Annotated in this window: 23 protein-coding genes and 1 tRNA gene; 7 read left to right on the top strand and 17 right to left on the bottom strand. The window is 45.8% G+C overall.

The window, feature by feature from the left end; genetic code table 11:
* Nucleotides 1-54 precede the first annotated feature (54 nt).
* A complete protein-coding gene (gene rnr, locus H8K36_RS02230) occupies nt 55-2,529 on the bottom strand; it encodes a ribonuclease R (RefSeq protein WP_186915285.1) in 2,475 nt (824 codons plus the stop codon).
* Nucleotides 2,530-2,777: 248 nt separating this feature from the next.
* Between rnr and H8K36_RS02235 the strand changes: the two genes are divergently transcribed.
* A tRNA-Leu gene (locus H8K36_RS02235) sits at nt 2,778-2,862 on the top strand.
* Nucleotides 2,863-3,045: 183 nt separating this feature from the next.
* On the opposite strand, the gene H8K36_RS02240 is transcribed toward H8K36_RS02235, so the two are convergent.
* From H8K36_RS02240 to ndk, 16 genes are all read right to left on the bottom strand, one after another.
* Nucleotides 3,046-3,561, bottom strand: coding sequence for a phosphoribosyltransferase (locus tag H8K36_RS02240; protein ID WP_186915284.1), 516 nt, complete (start codon nt 3,559-3,561; stop codon nt 3,046-3,048).
* Nucleotides 3,562-3,579: 18 nt separating this feature from the next.
* Nucleotides 3,580-4,893: an adenylosuccinate synthase gene (locus H8K36_RS02245; protein WP_186915283.1), complete on the bottom strand. Its 1,314-nt coding sequence runs from the start codon at nt 4,891-4,893 to the stop codon at nt 3,580-3,582.
* Nucleotides 4,894-4,899: 6 nt separating this feature from the next.
* A complete protein-coding gene (locus tag H8K36_RS02250) occupies nt 4,900-6,051 on the bottom strand; it encodes an ATP phosphoribosyltransferase regulatory subunit (protein ID WP_186915282.1) in 1,152 nt (383 codons plus the stop codon).
* A 107-nt stretch (nt 6,052-6,158) separates the two neighbouring features.
* Complete coding sequence (gene hflC, locus H8K36_RS02255; protein ID WP_186915281.1) at nt 6,159-7,052, bottom strand: protease modulator HflC; 894 nt, start codon at nt 7,050-7,052, stop codon at nt 6,159-6,161.
* Nucleotides 7,052-8,308: an FtsH protease activity modulator HflK gene (gene hflK / locus H8K36_RS02260; RefSeq protein WP_186915280.1), complete on the bottom strand. Its 1,257-nt coding sequence runs from the start codon at nt 8,306-8,308 to the stop codon at nt 7,052-7,054. The genes hflC and hflK overlap by 1 nt, the downstream gene beginning before the upstream one ends.
* A gap of 94 nt (nt 8,309-8,402) precedes the next feature.
* Nucleotides 8,403-9,527, bottom strand: coding sequence for a GTPase HflX (hflX, locus tag H8K36_RS02265; protein WP_186915279.1), 1,125 nt, complete (start codon nt 9,525-9,527; stop codon nt 8,403-8,405).
* 40 nt (nt 9,528-9,567) lie between these two features.
* The gene (gene hfq / locus H8K36_RS02270; RefSeq protein WP_186915278.1) at nt 9,568-9,804 is read right to left on the bottom strand and encodes an RNA chaperone Hfq; all 237 of its coding nucleotides are present in this window, start codon (nt 9,802-9,804) and stop codon (nt 9,568-9,570) included.
* A gap of 148 nt (nt 9,805-9,952) precedes the next feature.
* Nucleotides 9,953-11,296 carry a ribosome biogenesis GTPase Der gene (der, locus tag H8K36_RS02275; protein WP_186915277.1) on the bottom strand — a complete coding sequence of 448 codons (1,344 nt, stop codon included), beginning with the start codon at nt 11,294-11,296 and terminating at the stop codon, nt 9,953-9,955.
* Between the two features lie 4 nt (nt 11,297-11,300).
* On the bottom strand, nt 11,301-12,452 hold the full coding sequence (gene bamB / locus H8K36_RS02280; RefSeq protein ID WP_230404272.1) for an outer membrane protein assembly factor BamB: 1,152 nt from the start codon (nt 12,450-12,452) through the stop codon (nt 11,301-11,303).
* Nucleotides 12,453-12,465: 13 nt separating this feature from the next.
* Entirely contained in the window at nt 12,466-13,134 is a 669-nt protein-coding gene (locus H8K36_RS02285) for a YfgM family protein (RefSeq protein WP_186915275.1), read from the bottom strand.
* A 10-nt stretch (nt 13,135-13,144) separates the two neighbouring features.
* Entirely contained in the window at nt 13,145-14,506 is a 1,362-nt protein-coding gene (gene hisS / locus H8K36_RS02290; RefSeq protein WP_186915274.1) for a histidine--tRNA ligase, read from the bottom strand.
* 67 nt (nt 14,507-14,573) lie between these two features.
* Nucleotides 14,574-15,833, bottom strand: coding sequence for a flavodoxin-dependent (E)-4-hydroxy-3-methylbut-2-enyl-diphosphate synthase (gene ispG / locus H8K36_RS02295; protein ID WP_186915273.1), 1,260 nt, complete (start codon nt 15,831-15,833; stop codon nt 14,574-14,576).
* Between the two features lies 1 nt (nt 15,834).
* Nucleotides 15,835-16,875, bottom strand: coding sequence for a helix-turn-helix domain-containing protein (locus tag H8K36_RS02300; protein WP_186915272.1), 1,041 nt, complete (start codon nt 16,873-16,875; stop codon nt 15,835-15,837).
* A complete protein-coding gene (gene pilW, locus H8K36_RS02305; RefSeq protein WP_186915271.1) occupies nt 16,868-17,662 on the bottom strand; it encodes a type IV pilus biogenesis/stability protein PilW in 795 nt (264 codons plus the stop codon). The genes H8K36_RS02300 and pilW overlap by 8 nt, the downstream gene beginning before the upstream one ends.
* The gene (gene rlmN, locus H8K36_RS02310) at nt 17,659-18,816 is read right to left on the bottom strand and encodes a dual-specificity RNA methyltransferase RlmN (protein ID WP_186915270.1); all 1,158 of its coding nucleotides are present in this window, start codon (nt 18,814-18,816) and stop codon (nt 17,659-17,661) included. Before rlmN ends, pilW begins: the two co-directional genes overlap by 4 nt.
* A 70-nt stretch (nt 18,817-18,886) precedes the next feature.
* On the bottom strand, nt 18,887-19,312 hold the full coding sequence (gene ndk / locus H8K36_RS02315) for a nucleoside-diphosphate kinase (protein ID WP_186915269.1): 426 nt from the start codon (nt 19,310-19,312) through the stop codon (nt 18,887-18,889).
* A 248-nt stretch (nt 19,313-19,560) separates the two neighbouring features.
* On the opposite strand from ndk, the gene dbpA reads away from it, so the two are divergent.
* From dbpA to H8K36_RS19145, 6 genes are all read left to right on the top strand, one after another.
* Complete coding sequence (gene dbpA / locus H8K36_RS02320) at nt 19,561-20,943, top strand: ATP-dependent RNA helicase DbpA (RefSeq protein ID WP_186915268.1); 1,383 nt, start codon at nt 19,561-19,563, stop codon at nt 20,941-20,943.
* A 71-nt stretch (nt 20,944-21,014) separates the two neighbouring features.
* Complete coding sequence (locus tag H8K36_RS02325; protein ID WP_186915267.1) at nt 21,015-21,647, top strand: response regulator; 633 nt, start codon at nt 21,015-21,017, stop codon at nt 21,645-21,647.
* A gap of 187 nt (nt 21,648-21,834) precedes the next feature.
* Nucleotides 21,835-22,209: a response regulator gene (locus H8K36_RS02330; RefSeq protein WP_186915266.1), complete on the top strand. Its 375-nt coding sequence runs from the start codon at nt 21,835-21,837 to the stop codon at nt 22,207-22,209.
* 79 nt (nt 22,210-22,288) lie between these two features.
* Complete coding sequence (locus tag H8K36_RS02335) at nt 22,289-23,140, top strand: helix-turn-helix domain-containing protein (protein WP_186915766.1); 852 nt, start codon at nt 22,289-22,291, stop codon at nt 23,138-23,140.
* A gap of 35 nt (nt 23,141-23,175) precedes the next feature.
* A complete protein-coding gene (locus H8K36_RS02340; RefSeq protein ID WP_186915265.1) occupies nt 23,176-24,015 on the top strand; it encodes a universal stress protein in 840 nt (279 codons plus the stop codon).
* 201 nt (nt 24,016-24,216) lie between these two features.
* Nucleotides 24,217-26,163 carry an MASE3 domain-containing protein gene (locus H8K36_RS19145; RefSeq protein WP_222611098.1) on the top strand — a complete coding sequence of 649 codons (1,947 nt, stop codon included), beginning with the start codon at nt 24,217-24,219 and terminating at the stop codon, nt 26,161-26,163.
* The last annotated feature ends 107 nt before the right edge of the window (nt 26,164-26,270 follow it).

Genomic DNA, 26,270 nt, shown 5'->3' on the forward strand with positions numbered 1-26,270 from the left:
GTTACCACGTCCACTCACATACATTAACTTAATTCAATCGACTTTGATGCTGCATCAACGTTTTTTTCTAGCAGGCTTACTCGCTTTCGCTTTGCGATCCGCGCGTGATGGAGCTGCTGTAGATTTACGTGACTTGGTTTTCGATATAGGCTCAGCATATGCATTTGAAACACGCGGTTTGACCGCTTTGTTAACGCTCGATTTCGAGGCCTCAACAACTTTTGCTGGGGTGGACTTACGCTTACCACTACGTGGCTCAACCATTTCTTCGAATTCACGCACTTTCGGAAAACGATTCGGCACAGCATTCGCTGCGAGAGCCAAATCAATCTTGCGTGCATCAATGTCTACGCGACTTACTTGCACTTTAATCTTATCGGTCAATTGATAGCGCTTACCTGTGCGTTCTCCACGCAATTCGTGACGGGCCTCATCAAATTGGAAATAATCTGCACCTAAGTCGGTGATGTGCACTAAACCTTCGACAAACATTTCATCGAGTTGAACAAACAATCCAAACTGTGTAACTCCCGAGATGGTGCCGGTAAACTCTTCTCCAAGCTTATTCTTCATGAAATAACATTTGAGCCAAGCTTCAACATCGCGAGAAGCTTCGTCCGCCCGCCGCTCGTTCGCTGAACAATGCGTGCCAAGCATATCCCAAATCGTGATTTCTTTTTGCGGCCGCTCTTTTCCAGCTGCACGGTCCGCAGCCATCTGCTTACGCGCTGCGTTTGAAATCGCAGTATTCAAAATACTGGTATCGATTCCCTTAGGCTCATATTTTTTACCAGCCAAAATAGCCTTGATTGCGCGATGTGTTAGCAAATCCGGATATCGTCGAATCGGGCTAGTAAAATGTGCATAGGCATCATAAGACAGACCGAAATGACCGATATTGTCAGGACTATATACCGCTTGTTGCATGGAGCGCAGTAGCATCGTTTGAAGCAATTGCGAATCAGGACGCAACTTGATCTTTTCCATCAACTGCGCATAGTCTGACGCTGATGGTGAATCACCGCCAGTCAAATTCAAACCAACTTGACGCAAGAAGTTTCTTACTTGAGTCAATTTTTCTTTGGTCGGCCCCGCATGTATGCGATAGACGCCGAGATGTTCGTATTCTTGCAATAAACTTGCAGCACAAACGTTCGCCGCCAACATACATTCTTCGATCAAGCGATGTGCGTCATTACGTGTACGTGGAAGAATTTTCTCAATCTTGCCCGCGGCATTAGCCACAATATAAGTCTCTGTCGTTTCAAAATCGATTGCTCCACGGCGATGACGCGCCTTCAGCAATACTTGAAACACTTCGTATAAGTTGAGCAAATCTGGTACAAGGTTCGCTCGTTTTGCTGCTTCAGGCCCTTTGGTGTTGCCGAGAATTGCAGCGACCTCGGTATACGTAAAGCGTGCCGCTGAATGCATCACAGCCGGATAGAATTGATACGCTGTGACTTCACCTTCCGAAGAAATGACCATATCACAAACCAAAGTCAAACGATCGACGTTTGGGTTGAGCGAGCATAGACCATTCGATAATTTTTCCGGCAACATCGGTATAACTCGCCGCGGAAAATATACTGATGTGCTACGGAGCAAGGCATCTTCATCGATCGCATCATTAGGTTTAACGTAATGACTGACATCGGCAATAGCTACCAATAAGCGGTAAGCCTTTTCACGTCCAACCTTAACTGGTGTGCAATACACCGCATCGTCAAAATCACGCGCGTCTTCGCCATCGATAGTAACTAATGGCACATCACGTAAGTCAACACGATCATCAAGATCGGAAGGTCCAACTTCTCCAGGCAATTTCGTAGCTGCTTTTTTCGCGGGCTCAGAAAATTCATGCGGCACTCCAAACTTTCGTACTGCGATCTCAATTTCGATTCCAGGATCATCAATCTCACCAAGAATCTCAACGATTTTACCAATAGCCTGCGAATATTTAGTCGGTTGCTCAATCAGCTCAACGCTCACCACTTGACCAGATTTAGCCATACCAGGAGTGCCGGCCAATAAGATATCTTGATTGATACGATTATCCTCGGGCGCTATCAGCCACACACCATTTTCGCTAACAAGACGGCCAATAATATGGGTGTTACCACGTTCTAGGATTTCGTAGACAGCCCCTTCAAGGCGTCCTTTCCGATCTGTACCGACCACTCGTGCACTGACTCTGTCACCATTCAAGATCCTCGTCATCTCGCGATCAGGCAAGAACAAGTCTGGGCTTCCGTCATCAGGGGTGAGGAATCCATAGCCATCACGGTGACTGGTCACGCGCCCGACGATCAAATTATCTTGTGCGACTAATGAATAGCTGCCTGCTTTATCTTGTCTGATTTGACCATCGCGTTCCATTGCTTTCAGTCTTCTTGCCATACCGTCGATCTCCTCAGGTTTAACGCCTAATTTTTTCGCAATCGATGTCGCCTTCAGGTTTGTTTTTGAAGAACGCAAGACGCCGAGTATGTCCTCGCGGCTAGGAATTGGGTAATGATGTTTGTTCAAATTGATGTAGTCTCTGTTGATATAGATTGGTCGCGCAGCACACCAAACGCGTGATCTGCAGCAGTAATACCAAATTCAAAGCTAAGGCAGATATAGTTTATCGGTTAAAGTCAAAAATACCTAGCCTCCGTTGAGGAAATGCTTGGGAATGTTCATCCAATCCTACGCACCCACGAAGTGACGAGCGGCGCTGCGCCTTGAAATAGATTGACTTTAGTGGGCTTTACTTTATAATCTTGCCTTCCGTTGCCCACGTGGCGGAATTGGTAGACGCGCATGGTTCAGGTCCATGTGCCTTCGGGTGTGGGGGTTCGAGTCCCTCCGTGGGCACCAGCAATTCAATAAAAAAGCCGTTGAGAAATCAGCGGCTTTTTTATTTATACCTGCCTCACACACCTCACCCCTGTTCAGATCTAGGTGTCTAGCCAGGATAACTGATCATCACAATGAATTTCATACGGTAAATTCCTCGTTCAGAGGAGCACCACCAACAAAAACTGTTGGTGGCCGATTTACTTATTTTGCCTTCAGTTCAGCAATTGTCAACGAATCATACACTTCAAACGGCTGATGAATCCAAGGAGAACCCTCAACGTAGTCAACGTAGTAATCAGGCATTAATTGTGAAACACTTTTTGCCCATAAGCTCGCCGACTTCATTTCGGTAATTCCTACATAGCGCTGACGCAAGCATTTATCGACTTCAACGAAAGTCAAACCGGAATCAGCAAGATCATCAAGCAATAATACTTTACCGCTCAACTCACCACTAAGTCCTGAAATATGACTACCGATCATTAGCTGCTGGTGATCCTGCCCAGTCTCACCACGATAGGAGCTCACCGTCAAAATGTTCAGCGATTTTTTGAACAGGCGAGAAAAAACATCGCCTATTCGCAATCCACCGCGCGCCAAACAAACCATATGATCGAACTGCCATCCTGAATCATGCACCTGAATGGCAAGTCGTTCGATTAATGCGTGATACTCATCCCACGACACCCACAAATCACTTGGCGTATTTTTTTGCATCAACTCACTCACAATGAATTACAGAAATGGGTGACGCAAAACGATTGTTTCTTCACGATCAGGACCAGTTGATACCATATCAATAGGCACGCCAACCAACTCCTCAATACGTTTGATGTAATTGCGTGCATTGACTGGCAATGCATCCATTGATTGTGCGCCAACGGTAGATTCAGACCAACCTGGCATCTCTTCATAAACTGCAACACAACGTGCAGCCTCTTCTGCGCCAACTGGGAAGATATCAACAGCTTTACCATCGATCGTATAACCAGTGCAGAGTTTCAAAGATTCGAGGCCATCTAACACGTCTAACTTAGTCAAACACATACCAGAAACGCCATTGATTTGAACAGAACGTTTCAACAAAGCAGCATCAAACCAACCACAACGACGGGCACGACCAGTCACCGTACCAAACTCGTGTCCCACACTCGCCAAGTGTTTACCAACGCCTTGGTCCGTCGGCAACTCTGATGGAAAAGGGCCAGAACCGACACGTGTCGTGTAGGCTTTCGTGATGCCTAAGATGTAGTGCAACATGCCTGGACCGACACCCGAACCCGCTGCAGCATTACCAGCAACGCAATTGCTCGATGTAACGAATGGATAGGTGCCATGATCGATATCCAGCAAACTGCCTTGTGCACCTTCAAACAGCAAGCTCGCGCCTGCTTTATAAGCAGTGTGTAAAGCTGTTGAAACGTCGGCCACCATAGGACGAATGCGCTCTACATCGCGCATTGCATCATCATAGGTTTTTTGGAAATCAACCGGTTCTGCCTTCAAGTAATTAACCAGAACATAGTTGTGATATTCCAAGTTCTCTTTCAATTTTTCAGCAAAGCGAACTGGATTGAGCAAGTCGGCAACACGAATCGCACGACGAGCCACTTTATCTTCGTAGGCTGGGCCAATGCCCTTGCCTGTTGTACCAATCTTCGCGGCACCGCGTGCAGCTTCACGCGCCGCATCCAAAGCTGTGTGATATGGCAAAATCACTGGACAAGCTTCGGAGATTTTCAAACGGGAACAAACCTCAACACCGTTTGCTTGCAACTTATCGATCTCACGTAACAAATCAGGCACAGACAACACAACTCCATTACCGATATAGCATGCAGTACCAGCACGCATAATCCCAGATGGAATCAACTGCAATGCCGTCTTTTGACCACCAATAACCAAAGTATGGCCCGCATTATGGCCACCCTGGAAGCGCACCACGCCTTGTGCGTGATCCGTCAACCAATCGACAATTTTTCCCTTACCCTCGTCGCCCCATTGTGTACCAATTACTACGACATTTTTTGCTGGTTTATTTTGTGACATCGCTCATCAACCTACAGTTTTTAAAATCCATTGACTACCATCGAAAACGACTGCCCGCGTGCATTCGAATTCGTCCTGTTCATTCTCATGGCCTGGCAAATTCTGGATAACCACTTCTCCAGCCAGGCGTAATTCATTGATCTTTTTACGCAAAGCAGGATCCTGACTCCATGGAGCCAAGATCGCATCTTTTCTTTCCGCTAAAGGCATTAGACGTGCCAACTCCCGCAGATCAAGCGAAAAGCCTGTTGCGGGACGTGCACGCCCAAATGCTTCACCCACGTGATCATAACGACCACCGCGAGCCACTGCGTTTGGCAAGCCAGGAACAAAGGCATTAAACATCACACCGCTATGGTAGTGATAGCCACGCAAATCAGCCAGATCCACAGTTACCTTAGCCGTGCCCGCCAAATCAACCAAATAAGACAACTCATCCAATGCTATCGCAATCCCATCCAGTTGGGGCAAAATTTCACGCGCTTTTTGAATAATCCCTTTGTCGCCATATAAATTTGGCAAATCCAGTAGAGCTTGACGGATCTCAGGTTGAAAGTCTTTTGTCAACACTTTCAACGCTGGCAAGTCTTTTGACTCCAGCAAGGCAAATAATTGCGCTTCATGTGCTTTCGCAGATGGATCAGAATTCAATAAGGCGCGAAGAACTCCGACGTGGCACAGATCCAGACGCACTTCGGAAATATTTGCAAGCGCCAAAGACGCCAACACCAACTCTTGGATCTCTGCATCAGCCTCCAAACCTGCGTGACCATATATTTCACCACCAATCTGTAAGGGCTCACGCGTCGCATGTAAGCCAGATGGGCGGGTATGTAAAACGCTGCCGGCATAACACAAACGGGTAACTGATTTTCGATTTAATAAGTGCGCATCGATACGCGCCACTTGTGTCGTCATATCGGCTCGAACACCCATTGTTCGACCAGAAATCTGATCTACCAATTTAAATGTTCGCAAGTCCATATCTTGACCTGCACCGGTCAACAATGACTCAATGTATTCCAGCAAGGGAGGCATCACTAGCTCGTAGCCATAGCAACGAAAATTATCTAGCAGCACACGACGTAATTCTTCAATCTTGCGCGCTTCCGAAGGCAATACGTCGGCAATATTCTCAGGTAAAAGCCAATTTGGCATGGGAATCCAACAATTCTGAAAGAGGGTAATTTATCGATCAGGCAAAAATCACAAAGACTGCAAGCCGCTAGGCGTGCAGTCTAAGAACCTACCCGGATTTTATATAACTATTTTTTTGCTGGTGCTGTCGCCGCAGCACCTGGTGCTTTGAAGTATTTAAAGAATTCAGAGTTTTGATCGACGATCATTACGTCGCTCTTAGTTTTGAAACTTGCTCTGTATGCTTCCAAGCTGCGATAGAACTTATAGAACTCTGCATTTTGGCTAAACGCTTGCGAATAAATTTTCGCTGCTTCAGCATCACCTGCACCACGAATCGTTTCAGCCTCTTTGTAGGCTTCAGCTAAAACAACAATACGTTGACGGTCGGCATCAGCGCGAATTTTCTCGGAATCAGCAAAACCTGTAGAGCGTAATTCATTAGCAACACGACTACGTTCAGACTTCATTCGATCAAAAACAGAATCGATATTTTCATTGACATACTCGACACGCTTCAAACGCACATCAACAATCTCAACCCCGATCTGCTTCGCTTCTTCTGTCACTTTCGTGCGAATCGCTTGCATAACTTTATCGCGTTCACCGGAAATTACATCACGCACGGAACGCTTGGTGATTTCTTCGTTCAAAGCCGCCTTTACGATTTGCGTGAGACGATCTCCAGCACGGGATTCAACACCACCAAAACTGACGTAGTAAAGTTTTGGATCGATAATGTGCCATTTCACGAATGTATCAACAAGAATGTTTTTCTTTTCGGCTGTAATAAACCGATCTGCCTCAGGCGACTCAATCGTCAATATGCGTTTATCCAAAAATATGACATTTTGGAATGGCGCGGGTAGCTTGAAGTGCAAGCCAGGCTCACTAATCACCGATTTCACTTCACCAAATGCAAATACAATTGCGTGTGATTTTTGATCGACGACAAAGGTTGTGGAGTTCAATGCAAACAAAGCGATCGCTATCGTAAGCAATGTTGAGAGTAATTTATTCATTAGCGCCCCTCTCTATCACGAGAATCACGGACTCGATTTTCTTTATTCGCACGCACTTCGACCGACGGAATGGCATCAACCGGCGTTACATTATTTGACACAGCTGGCGCACGATTCTGCGCAGCGTCAACTTGCCCCATAATTTTATCCAACGGCAAATACATCATATTGTTGGCGCTTTTTGCATCAATCATTAGCTTAGTGGTGCTGCTAAAAATTTGCTGCATAGTCTCGAGGTACATGCGATCACGAGTCACAGCAGGTGCTTTTTGATATTCGGCTAGAACTTGTTTGAAACGGGCTGTATTACCTTCAGCATTTGCAATCACACGTGAACGGTAACCCTCAGCATCCTGCAACATGCGAGAAGCCTCACCACGTGCTTTGGGAATCACGTCATTCGCATATGCTTGACCTTCGTTTTTCTGGCGTTCTTTGTCTTGCCCTGCTTTCACCGCATCGTCAAACGCTGCCTGAACTTGTTCCGGAGGTTGCACCGCCTGCATCGTTACGTTCGTGACTTGTACGCCAGAGTTATAACGGTCCAAAACCTGCTGCATCAACAGATTCACATCAAGAGCGACTTTTTCTCGACCTTCGTATAAAACAAAATCCATTTTACTCTTGCCGACGATCTCACGAATCGCAGTTTCCGCAACCTGAAGAACCATATCTTCTTTATTGCTATTGTTGTACAACCATTTCGCAGCATCTTTCAATTTATATTGAACAGCGAATTGAATATCGATGATATTTTCATCATCGGTCAACATTAAGGATTCCTTGGCAAGCTTATTCTTGGGACTATTACGGTAACCAATCTCGACTGTACGAACCTGCTGCACGTCAACGATCTCGTGACTTTGAATTGGAGAGGGCCAACGCCAATTAAAACCAGATCCCGTTTGATAGCTATACTTTCCGAACGTTGTAACAACTCCAGTCTGACCTTCTTGAACAATAAAGAAACCACTAATCATCCAAAAAAAACCAAGAACGGAGAGTAGAACAACAATGCCTAACTTCGCCATATCAGCGCCAGAACCACCTGGTCCAGAAGGGCCTCCGCCGCCTTGATCATTCTTGCCAAACATACGAGCAAGTGATTGATTAAAGTCTCGCCACAACTGGTCCAACTCCGGAGGACCATCGTCGTTTTTTTTATCATCACGTTTGCCATCCTTGGACCCGCGACCCCATTCCGGGTCATTTAGCGATAGCAATGGCTTAAATTTCTTTAAAAAGGGAATTCGCATTCGTTCATTACCCACAAGGTTATTGAATTGCTACAAACAACACCTGCTTTTAACAACAGCAGATAAGGATTCATCAGACAACAACTTGCACTGTTCACTGCAAAACTGATGGAAGACCATGAGTTTCATCATCAATTTCAGAAGTGTACGCAGCACTGTCCTGCATTAATTCAACAATTGCTGATCGCAAAATATCTAAACCAACACCAGTTTTGGCGCTCAAAAATACTCTTTCGATTTTACCATATTCGTCTCTGTCTAGCCCGGGGTCAAGAACTGTCTGATCGATCTTATTCCACACTAAGAGCTGTGGAATATGATCTGCACCAATTTCCTTCAAGACATGATTGACCTGTTCAATTTGATCATTTCTCACTGAACTACCAGCATCCACGACATGGAGTAGCAAATCGGCATGAATCGTTTCTTCCAGCGTCGCCCTGAATGATGCTACCAATTGATGTGGCAAATCACGAATAAAGCCAACTGTATCGGACACAACAATATTACCAACCCCCTCTAGATATAGGCGACGTGACGTTGTATCAAGGGTGGCAAACAATTGATTTGCAGCATAACTACCTGCTTTCGTTAGCGTGTTGAATAGCGTCGACTTTCCTGCGTTGGTATACCCAACCAAAGAGACGGAAAAAGTCTTATTACGCCCTCTGGCGCGACGCTGTGTTTCTCGCTGCTTATGCAACTTCTCCATCTTTGCCTTGAGCATCTTGACTCGCTCACCAAGGAGGCGTCGATCAGTTTCCAATTGGGTTTCACCTGGGCCGCGAAGGCCAATACCACCTTTTTGGCGCTCAAGATGAGTCCAACCTCTTACAAGACGAGTAGCTAAATGCTGGAGTTGAGCAAGTTCGACCTGAACTTTACCCTCATGACTCTTCGCCCTTTGCGCGAAAATATCCAAGATAAGACTTGTACGGTCAACCACACGAACTTTTAAATGCCTCTCCAAGTTACGCTGCTGAGCGGGTGATAAGGCATGATTGAAAATAATGATATCGAGAGCCAGATCGATCACTGCATGAGCTATCTCATCAGCTTTTCCTGACCCAACGAAAAGCGCCGCATCGGGACTGGAGCGCTTGCAGGCGATGCTTGTGATTGTCTCAGCTCCCGCTGTAAGCGCGAGCTGAGAAAGCTCATCTAAACTTGCAGCAAAATCACCTTTGCCGAAGTCCACGCCAACTAAACCGGCGCGCATATGAACCAACAATTACTAAAGCGATAAAAATTCAAACAAATTACTCAGTTTCAGAATCAGAGTTAATACTAACGGCACGAGCCGGAACAACGGTGGAGATCGCGTGCTTATAGACCATTTGTGTCACGGTGTTACGCAACAAGACCACATATTGATCGAAAGATTCAACATGCCCTTGGAGTTTGATGCCATTCACCAAATAGATAGAGACAGGAATATGCTCTTTCCGCAGTGCGTTTAAGAATGGGTCTTGTAACAATTGCCCTTTGTTGCTCATAACAGCTCCATTATGTTGTTGTGATTAGGAGTTGGGGACGCCTAAGTTTATTTCAAGTGTTCTAAAGATAATAACAATACCACGAGAAAACATTTTTTTAAATACTGCAACACAATTTAACGAACTAAAAAGTGCACTGAACTGAAAATTACTTAGCTTCTTTAGTGAAAGGATTTTTGCCAGAGCGAAATTCAATGCGAAGTGGCGTACCAGTTAAAGAAAAAGTCTCACGGAAATGTTTTTCCAAGTAACGTTTATACACATCACCAATCGCCTCCAAAGCATTACCGTGAATGACAATAATCGGAGGATTTTGACCACCTTGATGCGCATAACGCATCTTCGGACGAATCGAACCTTTACGCTTTGGCTGTTGATGCTCAACTGCCTCAATCAAAGCTCGAGTCAATTTTGGCGTAGACAAATTCACCATCGCGGCTTCATAAGCTGCATCGATCGACTTCATCAATGGACTAATCCCAGTCGATTTTAGCGCCGAAATAAAATGGAACTTGGCAAATGTCAAAAAGTTTAATTTACGTTCGATGTCCATCTTAATTTCATCGCGACGATCACTTTGGAGACCGTCCCACTTATTGACACCGACGACCAAGGCTCGACCCGATTCCAAAATAAACCCAGCGATATGCGCATCTTGTTCGGAGATATCTTGTTGGGCGTCAAGCAACAATAAGACGACGTTGGCCTCAGAGACCGATTGCAAAGTCTTGACCACAGAGAATTTCTCGATTGCTTCAAACACCTTACCGCGTCGACGAATACCTGCGGTATCAATCAAAGTATATTGTTGCCCGTCGCGTTCAAAAGGAATTTCAATGGAATCGCGAGTTGTACCTGGCATATCAAATGCGATTACCCGCTCTTCACCGAGTAAAGTATTGACCAAGGTTGATTTTCCGACATTCGGACGACCCACAATTGCGATCTTAATTCCCTTATTATTGTTTTCAGGCTCATTCAGTTCATCTGGACGGGACGCAAATGCAATATCCAACGCTTCTTCAACCAAATCCGCCACGCCATCACCATGAGCAGATGAGATTACGTAAGGATCTCCCAAACCAAGCTCATAAAAATCAGCTGTGACACTGGTATAACGCATACCTTCCGCTTTATTTACGACCAGCATTACCGAACGTCCAGATTTACGCAAAAAATCAGTGATCGTCTTGTCATGCGGCGTTAAACCTTGACGTCCATCGACCAAAAAAATGACAACGTCAGCTTCAGCCACTGCTTGCTTAGTTTGCTTCGCCATTTCGTGCATGATGCCTTCTTTGGCAACAGGCTCGAAACCACCAGTATCGATCACTAAAAATGGTCGCTCGCCGACTCGCCCCTCGCCATAATGGCGATCGCGAGTCAGACCAGGAAGATCTGCCACTAAAGCATCACGCGTACGCGTCAAGCGATTAAATAAAGTGGACTTGCCGACATTGGGTCGACCGATTAAAGCAATAACTGGTTTCATTAACTTATTCCGTCGCAAATGCGACAACAGCGCCCGATTTTGTCTGAACAATCAGATTATTACCAACGACCAAGGGAGTAGAAATAATCTTACTTCCATCAGTTGGCATACGAGCTATAAAAACACCATCTTCTCGAGACAAGAAGTGGACAAATCCAAAACGATCACCGACCGCGACAGCGCGACCAAAAGATGTCGGCGCAGACAAATCACGACGTGTTAATTTGTCATTCTTCCAAACATTTGCGCCGCCACTTAATGCGTAACCGGAAACTGCACCTTGATTGTCAGCCGCAAAAACAAACCGTTCATCAGCAGAGATCCCAACTTCGCTGGAAATCTCTTTATTCCATCGATTGGTCCCATTGGAGATATCAAAACATCCGACACGACCTTGGTAAGTCACGGCACAGACATTGTTATTGACGATAACTGGCGCGCCCGACATATCAACTACTCGCTCCAACTCAGTGGCCCCCTTTGGCTCCGCTGCATTCACTTCCCAACGCAAGCCGCCGTTCTGCAGCGCAACAGCGATCAATTTGCCGCCCGGGGTTGAAATATATGCCACCTGCTCCTTAACCGCGATACCCGTTGCAACGCGCAGAGTTAACAATGGCAATGGACGCTCGAGAGTCCACTTATTTACACCGGTCATTGCATCGTAAGCAGCGACTCGATTGTCGATGGTATGCACAAGAACTAAATTTCCAGCGACAACCGGTGAAGCAAGAATTTCAGAAGATGCTTGTACTTTCCATAGGGATTTCCCTTGTGCATCAAATGCAAACAACATCCCTTTTTGTCCACCAACAGCCACAAGCTTTTCACTTGCACCTATACCTGCAGTTAAGTTTGTGTCTGCACGCACTTTCCACTGGACCTGACCATTTAGCGAGTTAATCTTAACAATGGTGCCGTCAGCTGACGCCGCATAAACATTGGAACCAACGTTGACAGGGCTAAACATGTATTCGCCAGCACCGCCAACATTCACTGTCCATGCAGCTTTAACAGCCATTGTGGAACTAAAATTTTGCAACTCAGCTGGTGCGGTTTTCGGATCAGGCTTTGAGAAAGGATTCCAAGACCAAGTAGAACACCCACTGAGCAAAGTCAAAGCAAGTAACGCGGAGGTTGAAGCACGTAAAAACATATTCAGTCCCAGATTATTTTTTAGCAGGCGTAGTGTCGACTTTTGCTTCGAGCGGACCACCGATGGCATCCAACTTAATTTGCACCAGTTGTCGCCCCGTATGTTTTTCCGCCATTTTATCTAGCGCTGCCTTGTAAGAGGAGCGAGCATCGTTTATTTTATTTTGAGCTACAAAAAGATCTGCTTTACGATCCAATACGTCGGCAGCAAACTCAGAAGGAAATTCAGCATTCAAGAGCTTGAAACCTTCATCGTAATTCTTTTCATCGAGAGCAATCGCGGCAAGTCGTAAACGTGCGATTGCTTTGAATTCAGCCGAACTTCCTTTATCGGCCACCCAGTTCAACTTATCTTTCGCAACCTTAATGTCATTCACATCGTATGCACTCTTTGCCGCGGCCAAAGTCGCCATCGTCGCATAGCTAGTGCTACCGAACTTATCAACGACAAGTGCAGAAGCGGCTTGAACTTTAGAATTATCGTTCAATGACACCGCTCTTTGCACTTCATCGTACAAGGTAGATGCTTCTAGTGATTGCTTTCTCTGGTAGCTGTTATAAGCTGTCCACGCTGCAAATGCTGAGAGTGCGGCGATTGCCAACCACGTTACCAAGTTACCGTATTGCTTCCACCACGCTTTTAGGGTGTCTATCTGTTCTTGCTCTTCGAGATCGTATGCCATTTTTTAGTTCTTAATGATGAATGTGAATATGATTTGGATTATTACATTGCCCCTCTTCTTCGCCACCCGAGACAATCTGGTCGACCAGAAAGTCTACCGCAGCACTAAAAGGAACACTAACTTGATTATTTTCAAAATCTTCAGAACGCAAAGACTTTACGCTGACGGTTTCAGCTTTTGCCTCATCCTCTCCAATAATGACAGCAAAAGCAGCACCACTAGCGTCAGCCTTCTTCATCTGAGATTTGAAACTTCCAACACCAGTCGCAGATGCGCAATGTAACACAACATCTAGCCCAGCATCACGCAAACGCTCGCCTAAAACGAAGGATTGCATCCGCGCATCTTCACCTTGATGCACAAGATAAACATCGCATAGACTAGCAACGTTACCATCACCGTTCGCTTTCATAAGTTCAAGTAAACGTTCAACCCCCATGGCGAATCCACATGCAGGTGTTGGTTTACCGCCAAAGATACTGAACAATGAATCGTAACGACCACCGCCGCACACTGTACCTTGAGAGCCTAGTTCATCGGTCACCCATTCAAACACAGTGCGATTGTAATAATCCATGCCCCGCACCAATCGCGGATTGATTGTGAATGGAATGCTATTGTGGCGCAGAATTTTTTGTAGCCCCTCAAAGTGAGCCCGCGATTCTTCTCCTAAAAAATCTAAGAGTTTCGGCGCATTAGTGGCTATTTCTTGCAGCGCGGGGTTCTTCGTATCAAGAATACGCAAAGGGTTCGTGTACAGACGACGCTTTGCCTCTTCATCGAGCAGAGCCTGATGCTGTTCAAAGTAAGCAATTAATTCTGCCCTGTGCGCTTTACGCTCCTCAGCATCGCCGATGGAGTTTAGCTCCAAACGAATGTTTTGCAAGCCAAGATCGTCCCAAAGACGTTGACACATGACAATCAACTCAGCATCAATATCAGGTCCAGAGAATCCTAGCGCCTCAGCACCGACCTGATGGAATTGACGATAACGTCCGCGTTGTGGCTTCTCGTGGCGGAACATTGGACCGTTATACCAAACACGTTTTGGACCTTCATAAGTCAAATTATGTTCGATCGCGGATCGGACAATTCCCGCCGTATTCTCAGGGCGCAAGGTAAGTTTATCGCCATTCATTGAGTCCTCAAAAGAGTACATCTCTTTTTCGACGATATCAGTCACCTCACCCAAACCGCGTGCGAACAAAGGAGTTGCCTCGACAATCGGTGTTCTCATCTGTTGAAAACCGTAGCTTTTGAGTACAGATTGCACCGTATTTTCGAATAATTCCCACAGTGCCGACTGCTCTGGGAGAATGTCATTCATCCCTTTGATGCCAACAATCTTCTCAATTTTCTTTTCTTGAGCCATGCTCGAACTTCCATTTCTTTTTTCGATAACTACATGCAGCTAAATTCAAATCGCGAGTCAATTCTGATTATTTCGTCGAATAATGACTTTGGACATAGTCCAATACAATTTTTTGAAAATCTTTCGCAATATTCTCGCCACGCAGCGTCATCGCTTTAACTCCATCGATAAAAACTGGCGCCGCAGGCGATTCGCCGGTACCTGGCAGACTGATGCCGATATTTGCATGCTTAGACTCACCAGGGCCATTCACGATACAGCCCATCACGGCAACGTTCATGCTTTCGACTCCGGGGTATTCCGACTTCCACACTGGCATTTGCTCACGCAAATAGCTTTGAATTTGATCAGCAAGCTCTTGAAATACAGTCGACGTCGTACGACCACAACCAGGGCAAGCAATTACCATAGGCATGAATTTACGCAAGCCCATCGTCTGTAAAATCTCTTGGGCAACAAACACTTCCTTACATCGATCGCCACCAGGCTCCGGCGTTAAGGAAATACGGATTGTGTCACCAATTCCCTCTTGCATCAAAACAGACAAAGCTGCAGTCGAGGCGACAATTCCCTTACTACCCATACCAGCTTCAGTCAATCCTAAGTGCAAAGGATAATGGCAACGGGTTGCGAGTTCCCTGTAGACTGCGATCAAATCTTGAACACCAGAGACTTTACAGGACAAAATAATCTTATCGCCCGCCAAACCCAACTCTTCCGCACGTTGAGCACTTTCAATTGCCGATGTAATCAAGGCTTGATACATGACTGTTTGAGCACTTAAGGGCTGAGCGCGGCTGGCATTTTCATCCATTACTCTAGCGAGCAAGCTCTGATCAAGACTTCCCCAATTAACACCAATCCGAACTGGCTTATCATAGCGACAGGCCAACTCAATCATTTGAGCAAACTGAGTGTCACGTTTCGCTCCCTGTCCAACATTACCAGGATTAATTCTATACTTTGATAAGGCTTCTGCACATGCGGGATATTCACTTAAAAGAGTGTGCCCGTTGTAATGAAAGTCGCCAACTAGTGGCACGTCCACGCCCATCTTATCAAGTTGTTCGCGAATCTCAGGGACAGCTTTGGCAGCCTCAGGATTATTCACTGTTAAACGCACGATCTCAGAACCAGCGCGAGCCAATTCTTTAATCTGAATTGCCGTTCCAATAACATCTGCGGTATCAGTATTCGTCATCGACTGCACCACAACGGGTGCGTCACCACCGATTCTCACAATTCGACTGCCATGCACCACCGAGACGGTTTTCGTGAGACGCCTCAAAAGCGCTCCAGTGCGAATTTCGTTCAATTCAAATCCCATGTTATTTCACACTAACATTTGCGACTTTACTGTCTCGTTCTGGGGTAATGGCAAAGGGCTTTCCACGCAAGATTACCTCAACTCCGGCAGCATTTCCGATTTTCATGAATATGCCCTGCTTAACAGCAAAAGTTTCTTCTGTGCCTGCCTTTGCCAGATGCGAACTCAGGACTGCACCGCCATCTGCTTTAACAAAGATCCAAGAATCCTGCTTAAATCTCAAAGTGAGTGAATCATTTACATCCAGTTTTGCATCCGTTGCCGATGCCGCAGATGCGCCTGCAATGGGCACTGATGCCGTCGATTGCACTACTCGTTCAGCACCAACGACCGCAGATGCTGGCGCGGCGACCACTGGAGATGTTGTAACTCCCGGTTCCGCGCTCATGACATCTTGTTGCTGCGCAGTCGATGCGGCACTTCCTACTGCATCAAGCGGTGCGCTCGCGCCACCTTGAATCGCGTCGCTAGGTGGATTTACTGGACTCACCGGAACCTCAATTGATGGCGCTCCCGAAATACTTGATGAAGCCTTCACTCCTCCACCAAAAATCCAAGTTTGAAGACTCTGCCCGTAATCCGTTCGCTGAAAAAATAGAATTACTGCAACCACGAACAACAAGACTAGCATGCCGACCATGTATCTTCGGTTATTTTCTTGATGGCCTGACAACGAAGCTCGCGACTCGATAAATGGTGTTGAGAGTGCAGGACGTAATGAAGCCTCTAGGTGCACGGGCTCTGAGTCTTGAGGCAATAAGCTCATTAAAGGTTCAGCATCGATTCGCAGTAGTTTCGAATACGCTCTTACAAAACCACGCACTATTACAAGCTTTGGTAACTTATCTAACTGGTCCGACTCCAGCGCTAAGATTTGCGTTTGCGACAATTTCAATTGTTCAGCAACATATTGCACGGTCCAACCGCGCTGCTCCCTTGCCTGAGCCAAACGCCCGCCGACTGAGTTCACATTCATAATCAATGGCACTTGCGCATCGCTAGTTGCCTGCCCCATCGACTGACTTTCCGAAACCTCATTCATTAAATGCACCCTTCTGAAACAATGCGTACTCTTTTGAATTGGGATGACGTCGGCGTAATTGGGTCCCCAAATTCGCCACAGAACTTTGATCACCAAGCTTAGAATCAATCTTGATCGCTAACCACAAAACATCAGCCGCAAAAATCTCATCTTTGATCACACGTTGGATGTAAAATCGAGCCTTTTCAAATTGAGCACGATCGAAAAAAATCTTGGCCAAATTCGCGTTGATTGAAGGGTTGCCGGGTTGTATTTGGTACCCCATCATGAAATATCGCTCTGCGTTTTTAATATCCTTCAAACGCAAACTACAAACACCCGCATTAATCATTGCTTTTTCTGGCGTTGCATACATGCGATCCGCCATCACTTTTTCAAACAACGCGACAGATTCTCGTTCGCGGTTTGTCTGGCACAAGAACCAGCCATAATTATTGGTAATATCGGAATTTCGAGGCTCCAATTTCATCGCATATTGAAAGTTCTGCTCAGCATGCTCAACATCATTTAAGTCCATTTGAATCAAGGCACGCAAACTATATGCATTCGCAGTATTTGGTGCCGCCAAAAGAACCTGACGCACTTCTTCCAATGCAGACTGCAGCTGCCCAGCTTGGTAGTACTCGATTGCCAATTGCATGCGAAGACTGACTCGACGACGAAGTTCAGGACTATCAGCTGCAGCGCGGGCATCACTTTCACTCACAAAACGCTGACTTGAACAGCCAGTCGAGAGCAAAAGCAAAGCAGAGAAAGCCAAACAAAACAACAATCGCACGTATGTCATTTTTTGATCTCCACAATTTTCCCAAAATTTGGACCAAACTTCTTCTGATACTCCGCCATCTGCTGCATACGCTCTTGCACACGCGTTCGATCTTGCACCTCGCCAGCCAATTGTCCACATGCCGCATCAATATCATCACCACGCGTCTTACGAACCGTGGTCACAATTCCAGCATCCATCAAGATCTGAGCAAATACTTTAATACGAGCGTTATTAGAACGCTTCAAACCAGATTCTGGGAAAGGATTAAATGGTATTAAGTTGAACTTGCACGGCACCGTCTTGACCAAGTTCACCAATTCACGGGCATGCTGATCGGTGTCATTGACACCATCCAACATGCAGTATTCAAAAGTAATGAAATCACGTGGCGCGTAGTCCAAATAGCGGCGACAAGCATCCATCAATTCATGTAAAGGATATTTCTTATTGAGCGGCACCAAACCATCACGCAAAGCATCGTTCGACGCGTGCAAAGATACCGCCAACGCAACTGGACACTCTTTCGACAGCTTATCAATCATGGGCACAACGCCACTCGTTGACAAAGTAACGCGACGGCGCGACAAACCATAGGCATTGTCGTCGAGCATCAACTTCAATGCCGTCACTGTCGGCTCAAAATTGAGTAGTGGCTCCCCCATACCCATCATCACCACATTCGTGATTTGACGTTCGCCTTTAGGGCCGGGCTCTATGCCTTTAGTACGACGCAACTCAAACTCAGCCATCCATAATTGGCCGATAATTTCACCCACACTTAAGTTGCGATTAAATCCTTGTTTTCCGGTTGAGCAAAAGCGGCAATTTACCGCACAACCAGCCTGCGTCGACACACACAAAGTGCCACGATTTTCTTCAGGAATAAAAACGGTTTCAACGGCATTGCCGTTACCAACATCAACCAACCACTTACGTGTACCATCGGTTGACGTGTGATCACTGATAATGGCGGGTGCAGCGATGTGCGCACGTCCAGCCAACTTTTCGCGCAAAGACTTCGCTAGATCAGTCATCTCATCAAAATTACTCGCGCCGAATTGGTGAATCCAGCGCTGCAATTGCTTGGCACGAAACGGCTTCTCACCCAACTCGCCGCAATATGCAACCAGTTGAGCAGGATCAAAATCCAACAAATTAGTGAGAGCCGTCATGTCAATTATTCTTTCATGCCCAACCTAATCTAGGTCAGGCATTATTATTACCAAATCAGTTTTTCTCAGATTAACGTGAGTACACGTTCAAAGCTGGGAAGAAGTAAGCGATTTCAACTGCAGCTGTTTCAGCAGCATCAGAACCGTGAACCGCATTTGCATCGATAGATTCAGCGAAATCAGCGCGAATTGTGCCTTTTTCTGCTTTCTTTGGATCAGTTGCACCCATCAAGTCACGATTTTTCAAAATCGCGCCTTCGCCTTCCAATACTTGTACAAATACTGGACCAGAAATCATGAAGTCGACCAAATCTTTGAAGAATGGGCGAGCAGCGTGCACAGCGTAGAAGCCTTCTGCTTCAGCGCGGGACAATTGTGTCAAGCGAGCAGCAACAACTTTCAAGCCAGCGCCTTCAAAGCGACTGACGATTTGACCGATAACATTTTTTGCAACTGCGTCAGGTTTAATAATAGATAATGTACGTTCGATAGCCATCTAAAAACTCCAATAAAAAGAAAGGGTTAAGACAAAAAACTCAAGAATTCATCTAACCTTAGATTTTACCATGAAACCCCTTCCTCTAGGGAACATGTCAATAATCATAATGAATTGAAGAGAAAATTAAAATAAAAACATGAAAAATCATCTTATAACTCGGCTTCGAGGCGAATACACGCTAATTTCATAGAGATTCGTCAGAGCAACTGGTAGACTTCGCCCATTCCCTACTGCGCAAGCCGATTATGTCTAACCCAGCACTGTTTTCCAATCTTCCAATCAATCCAAGCCTACTTGAGAGTGTTACATCACTCGGTTACCTAGAAATGACAGCAATTCAGGCGGAAAGTATTCCTGTTATGCTGGAACATAAAGATTTAATCGCCCAAGCGAAAACAGGAAGTGGAAAAACTGCAGCTTTCGGCATAGGAATATTAAACAAGCTGAATCCAGCTTATTTTGCCACCCAGGCTTTGGTCATTTGCCCAACCCGCGAATTAGCTGACCAAGTATCAAATGAATTAAGACGTCTCGCTCGTGCTATCCCGAATATCAAAATACTCACCTTGTGTGGCGGCACCCCCATGCGCCCACAAATTGCGTCGCTCGAACACGGTGCACATATCGTCGTTGGCACCCCAGGGCGCTTACTCGATCATATCGGGCGCAGCTCCATCCGTCTCAGCACAATTCAAACTCTTGTGCTCGATGAAGCGGACCGCATGGTCGATATGGGCTTCTACGACGACATTGTAGGTATCGTCGCAGCCTGCTCGCCGCGCCGTCAAACTCTACTCTTTTCAGCCACTTATCCTGATGACATTCGTCAAGCCAGCCAGGGCTTTCTGCGAGATCCAGTAGAAATCAAAGTAGAGAGCCAACACGCGGACCAGCAAATCGAACAATATTTTTTTGAAGTTTCGTCTGAAGGACGCAACTCGGCGGTCGCTCAATTGTTACTACACTACCAACCGAAATCCAGTATTGTGTTTTGCAATACTAAAATACATTGTGACGAGCTTGCCTATGAACTACAACAGCAAGGCATTACTGCGCTAGCTCTCCACGGAGACCTCGAACAACGGGATCGAGATGAAATTCTCGTTTTGTTTGCTAATCAAAGTTGCTCCGTCCTAGTTGCTACCGATGTCGCTGCACGTGGGATCGATATTCAGTCATTGGGCGCAGTAATTAATGCTGATGTTTCAAAAGACACCGAAGTTCACATTCACCGCATTGGTCGCACTGGCCGTGCTGGGGAACGTGGTCTTGCCCTGACCTTGGCAGCGACGAACGAAAAAAAATGGGTTCGACTCATCGAAGAGTATCAAAATCGTGAAGCTACATGGAAGTCACTCGACGCACTCGATACAAACTCTGAACACCTAATCGCACCTAACATCAGCATCTGCATATCTGGCGGCAAGAAGGATAAACTGCGACCAGGTGATTTACTTGGCGCCTTGACTGGCGATGTGGGCTTACGCAAAGATCAAGTAGGAAAGATCAACGTATTCGAATTTAACAGCTATGTCGCTATCGAACGCAGTGTGGCTGACCATGCCCTAGAAAAATTAAGTCACTGCAAAATAAAAGGTCGACAATTTAAAGTTCGCGAGATCACTTAAATTTCATCGCCGATAGAAAAATTATAGAAACACAAACAAAAATCAGCACGCCTTAAAACAAATAGAAAATTATGATTCGAATCCTGATTGCAGACGACCATACCATCATGCGCGAAGGGCTTAAGCGCATTCTTGATGGGATCGAAGATATTCAAGTAATAGGTGAAGCAATCGATGGTCATGACACCATTACCAAGGTACGCTCTGAAAGCTTCGACGTTCTTCTACTCGACCTCTCTATGCCTGGACGTAGCGGCGTAGACTTAATTCACCAAATTAAAGATGAGTTTCCTAAGTTGCCCATCTTGATCTTGACCATGCATGAAGAGGAACAGTATGCGGTGAGAGCCATTCGCGCAGGAGCGAACGGCTATCTCACGAAAGAAAGCGCAGGCACACAATTAGTAACGGCCCTGCGCAAAGTAGCTTCTGGTCGCCCTTACATAAGCATGGAAGTCGCAGAACAATTGGCGATGTCCGCAATGCCTGCGAGCGGTGATGCTTCGCATACGTCACTCTCTGATCGTGAGTTTGAAGTTTTTTGCCATCTTGCCAAAGGCAAGTCGATTACAGAAATTGGCGACATGCTGCATCTGAGCGTCAAGACAGTAAGCACCCATAAGACAAGGATCATGCAAAAAATGGGTTTAAACTCAATCTCTGATCTAGTGCAATACGCCATTGCACATCATTTACTAAATTAAATCAGTGAAAAACTCTGCATTCCACCATCTCTATGACCTACAACGTCCAGCGTTGTAGGAATATTCCTAACACCCCCGCAGCAAACTCCCACACTTCAAATCAGGGAACCCTGATTTAAATCAACAACGCGACTGATCATAATGAACACATGCAAACAATGCTGTGTTCAATCAAATCAAACGCGCCATGAACCTGTTTATCATCGAAGACTCGCTGCTCATCCAAAACCGCTTAGTACGGTTCATCGAAGAATTGCCCGATGTCAGCATCGTCGGTGTTTCAGCGGAAATCGCTGGTGCCTACGACAAAATCGTCGATACGCATGCTGATGCCATGATCTTGGATATCCAACTCAGCGACGGCAACGGCTTGGGCTTACTCAAAAAAATAAAATCCTCGATCCCGGAAGTACGCGTAGTCGTCTTAACCAACCATTCGAATGAAGCCAATCGCATGCAGGCACTGCGTGCTGGTGCGGATAGCTTTCTCGATAAATCTACCGATTTCGAACAAATACCAAATATTTTGCAACGTTGGCAGACACATGGCCCAGCGCATTAAATTCCAGAGTTCTTATTTTTAATATTGTTTTAGTGTTTCAATTTCATCTTACAGAGGAAACATCATGTCGAATTTATCTATGCTCTCCCAACCAAAACGCAATGCAGATGTCGTTTCCCATACCGATACTCCATGGCGCCAACAGGGAAGTCTCTGGTCTAATCTTCGTCAAGTATGTGAGTTACTGACCATCCCTGCGCCAGTCACGGCCGATGAAGAAGATACACTGTTCCAACATGTACGCTACAAAGCTGGTCATCGCATCCACCGTATTGGCCAGGCATTCGACACCCTCTACATCGTCAATTCTGGTTTCGTAAAAACGATCCATATCGATGAATTCGGCAACGAACAAGTCTTGAGTTTTCCAATGAAAGGTGACATTCTCGGCATCGATGGTATCCACAAACAACATCACGCGTCTGAAGCGATTGCACTGACTGATTGTGACATGATTTTAGTACCATACAAAACCTTCGCAGCCTTAGGACGCATCCATGTTGAACTCGAACAAGCAATGTTCAGTGTGATGAGTCGTGAGATTGTGCGCGAGCAAATGATGATCAGTATGTTGAGCGCACTCAGCGCCGAAGCCAAAGTAGCCCGATTCCTGACCAACTTAGGTGAGCGTTTTAGCCAAATGGGTTACTCAGGTCGCAGCTTCAACTTACGTATGACACGTCAAGAAATTGGCAGTTATTTGGGCCTTACACTGGAAACGGTAAGCCGCACACTCTCAGCGCTAAACGAACTCGGTATGATTTCAGTCGAGCAGCGCGAGATTAATTTACTTGATACAGCTGCCTTAAAAACATTACGACGCTTGCCACCAGCTAAAGCAAAAATCAAGGTTGCCGAAAAAGTCTCCGCACTCGTCAACAAAAATTTGCTTCCACAGTGGAATTCTGAATTAAGTACAGCAATGAACTAAGCAAAAAAGCTTAACGGCACATTGGGGAGAGCAGAATGACCTACAAGAGCATACTCGTTCACGTCGAAGACTCTAAACATGCAACGCAACGCACGATTGTCGCGCATGAACTGGCAAAACAATTTGATTCTCATCTAATTGGTTTGGCTGTCACCGGTATTTCACGTTACGTCTTCGAAGGAAGCGACTTTAGCATTAGTGACCCCAATATTGGCCTACACCTCAATGACTTGCACAAACGTGCTGAGCGAGCAATCGAGCGCTTCAACTATGACTGCAATAGTTTAGGTGGCAATCAATTCGAAGCGAACATCGCAAATGATGAAGCCAATGGAGGCTTAGGCTTACGTGCCAGATACTGTGATTTAATTGTTATCGGGCAATCCAATCCTCACGAGCCCTCCCCTTCAGTGATGTCCGACTTTCCTGAGTTCATGGTGGTCAACGCTGGCCGTCCGACTTTGATCATCCCATACGCTGGGGCGCACACGAACATCAGCCGACGTGTTGTAATTGCGTGGGATGGCAGCCGTGAAGCGGCGCGTGCAGTCACTGACTCGATCCCTGTATTAAAAAAAGCAAACTCCGTTCAGATTTTAATTCTCAATCCCGGTGCAAATGCAGAAGCACACGGTGATGAACCAGGTGCAGACATTGCTTTGTATTTAGCGAGACATGGCATCAAAGTTGAAGTTTGCGTTCGTTTCAGTAAAAACGATATCGGCGACGCGATCCTGCAAATTTCCAAAGAACTTGACGCAAGTCTATTGGTCATGGGCGCTTACGGGCACTCGCGTTTTCGCGAGATGGTAATGGGCGGTGTCACTCGCCACATACTTGAAAATATGAACCTACCAGTGCTTATGTCGCACTAAGGCGAACTCGAAGAAAAGGCCATCAGTCAAATCCCAACAAAACACTGGTACTTCACGCAAGTGCCAGTTTTCGTTTACCAGTAAAACCATCGCTGCTCCTTTTTAAACTAAAGTGACCAAAAGCACACAGACCATTGTCTGATACAGCGTTGAATAACAAAACTAGGTAAAATCGAGTGTCGTCTTTTTTGCCAAATGCATATGCTACATCACACCTCTATTAGCAGTCGGGACTTCAAACTCTTAGGCTTAGCCAGCGTATTTCTGTGCATCGTTTCAGTGATGTTATGGTTAAACCACGCCTCCCTCGCCAGCATTAAAATTAGTAATGCGCTTGCTTTTCATACTGCACTTGAAACAACCACCATCGTTCTGTTCATTTCGGTTTTCATTGTTTGCTGGAACGCTTTCGGTGAACGACGTAATCGCAGTAGCCTGATACTCGCCGTTTCTTTTTTGTGTGCAGCCATCCTAGGCTTCTTTCATGCGCTCTCGTTTCAAGGAATGCCTGGCTTCTTGCATGCGATAGACATGCATAAGTCACTGAGTTTCTGGCTCATATCCCGTCTCATCATTACCCTCACATTACTTGGACTTGCTCTGCGTCCGAGCGACAAACTAGTCAGCAATATCCGCTCAAATATTAGTGTCGCGATTGGCCTTACTGCCACAGTCGCATCTACCGTCTTAATTTTTAAATACCCAGAAATTCTGCCTACGACTTATCTTGAACAAAGTGGGCAAACAACTTTTAAGATAGCGTGCGAGATTGTTTTGGTTTTACTCAATATTTGCAGTGCTTATTATTTTTATCGTCAGATCAAAACTGTTAATCCGGATCGGCTAAACGATTTACTCGAAATCAATCGCGGCTATTTATGTTTCGCTAGCCTAATGTTGGCAGCATCAGAGGTGTATTTTTCGCTATATCGTTTTGCTGATGAAATCTTTGTGTTGATAGGCCACAGCTTTCAGTTAATGGCCGCGATCGCCATTTATCGTGGCATGGTAGCAATTAACATCCATGCGCCATACGCCTATCTCATCAAAAGTACGCGAACACTGCAAGAAACAGCGAACGAACTTCTCATTAACAAACAGAGGTTAGTTGGTGTCATTGAGACCGCAATGGATGGCATTCTGACGATTGACGATCAATATAAAATTGTTCTGGTGAATCCTGCTGCGGCAAAAGTATTCGGCTATGAAGTTGAACAAATGCTTGGACAGCCAATCGACGTGGTCATTCCTATGCGCCATCGCCATGTGCACTCGAAGCATGTAGAGACATTCGGTCAACATGGAACCACACGCCGACAAATGGGAACCAGTTTCGAAGATTTCTATGTCACCGGCCTACATGCGAACGGCAGTGAATTTCCAATCGAAGCTTCCATTTCTAGCCTAGTCGAAAATGGGAGACGCTTTTATACGGTGATCTTTCGCGATATCAATGAACGCAAGATTGCTAAAGAAAAATTAGCGCAGTATCACACGCAACTAAGCCAACTTTCTTCTGCTTTACAGAGCATACGTGAAGAAGAACGCAAACACATCGCACGTGAATTACATGATGACCTTGGCCAGCTACTCGCCGCATTACGGATGGATTTATCGCTTTTACAACGTGACCAATCCATGACTGAGAAGTCAAGAATGACGCTGAGTAGTATGGATCAGCTATTACTGACGTCGATCACCACGCTACGTCGTATCGCCACCGATTTACGGCCGAGAGCTTTGGATGAAGGCGGCTTGTTCTTTGCATTACAAACCTTGCAGAAAGAGTTTTCACAACGTCACGGTGTTCATTGCGATCTGATCGCTGATGAGGAACAACTGATTCTCAATGATGAGAAAAGCACAGCTATCTTCCGTATCGTTCAAGAGTCGCTCACGAATGTTGCTCGCCATGCGAAAGCGAATCATGTGAAAATAAGCTTTGAGCGCGACGACAATAGTCTCTATCTTCGCATCAAAGATGATGGCCGAGGCATTGAAGAAGGCGCCATGAATAAAACGCGCTCTTTCGGCTTAGTTGGCATGCGTGAACGAATCAAGGCACTCAATGGTAGCTTCCAACTTGAATCTGCCGTTGGTAAAGGCACGCAGATCGATGTCAAAATACCAGTAAATGATGCAAGCTGATTAATATTCACCCCATCAAACTTCATTGAGCACAATTAACGTGATTAAAATTTGTGCAGAGCGTATCGAAAAGGGCTATGCTAACTATATGTGACGATCTGTGGCTC

The sequence above is a fragment of the Affinundibacterium nitidum genome, assembly GCF_014284155.1.
Lineage (GTDB): Bacteria > Pseudomonadota > Gammaproteobacteria > Burkholderiales > Burkholderiaceae_D > Undibacterium > Undibacterium nitidum.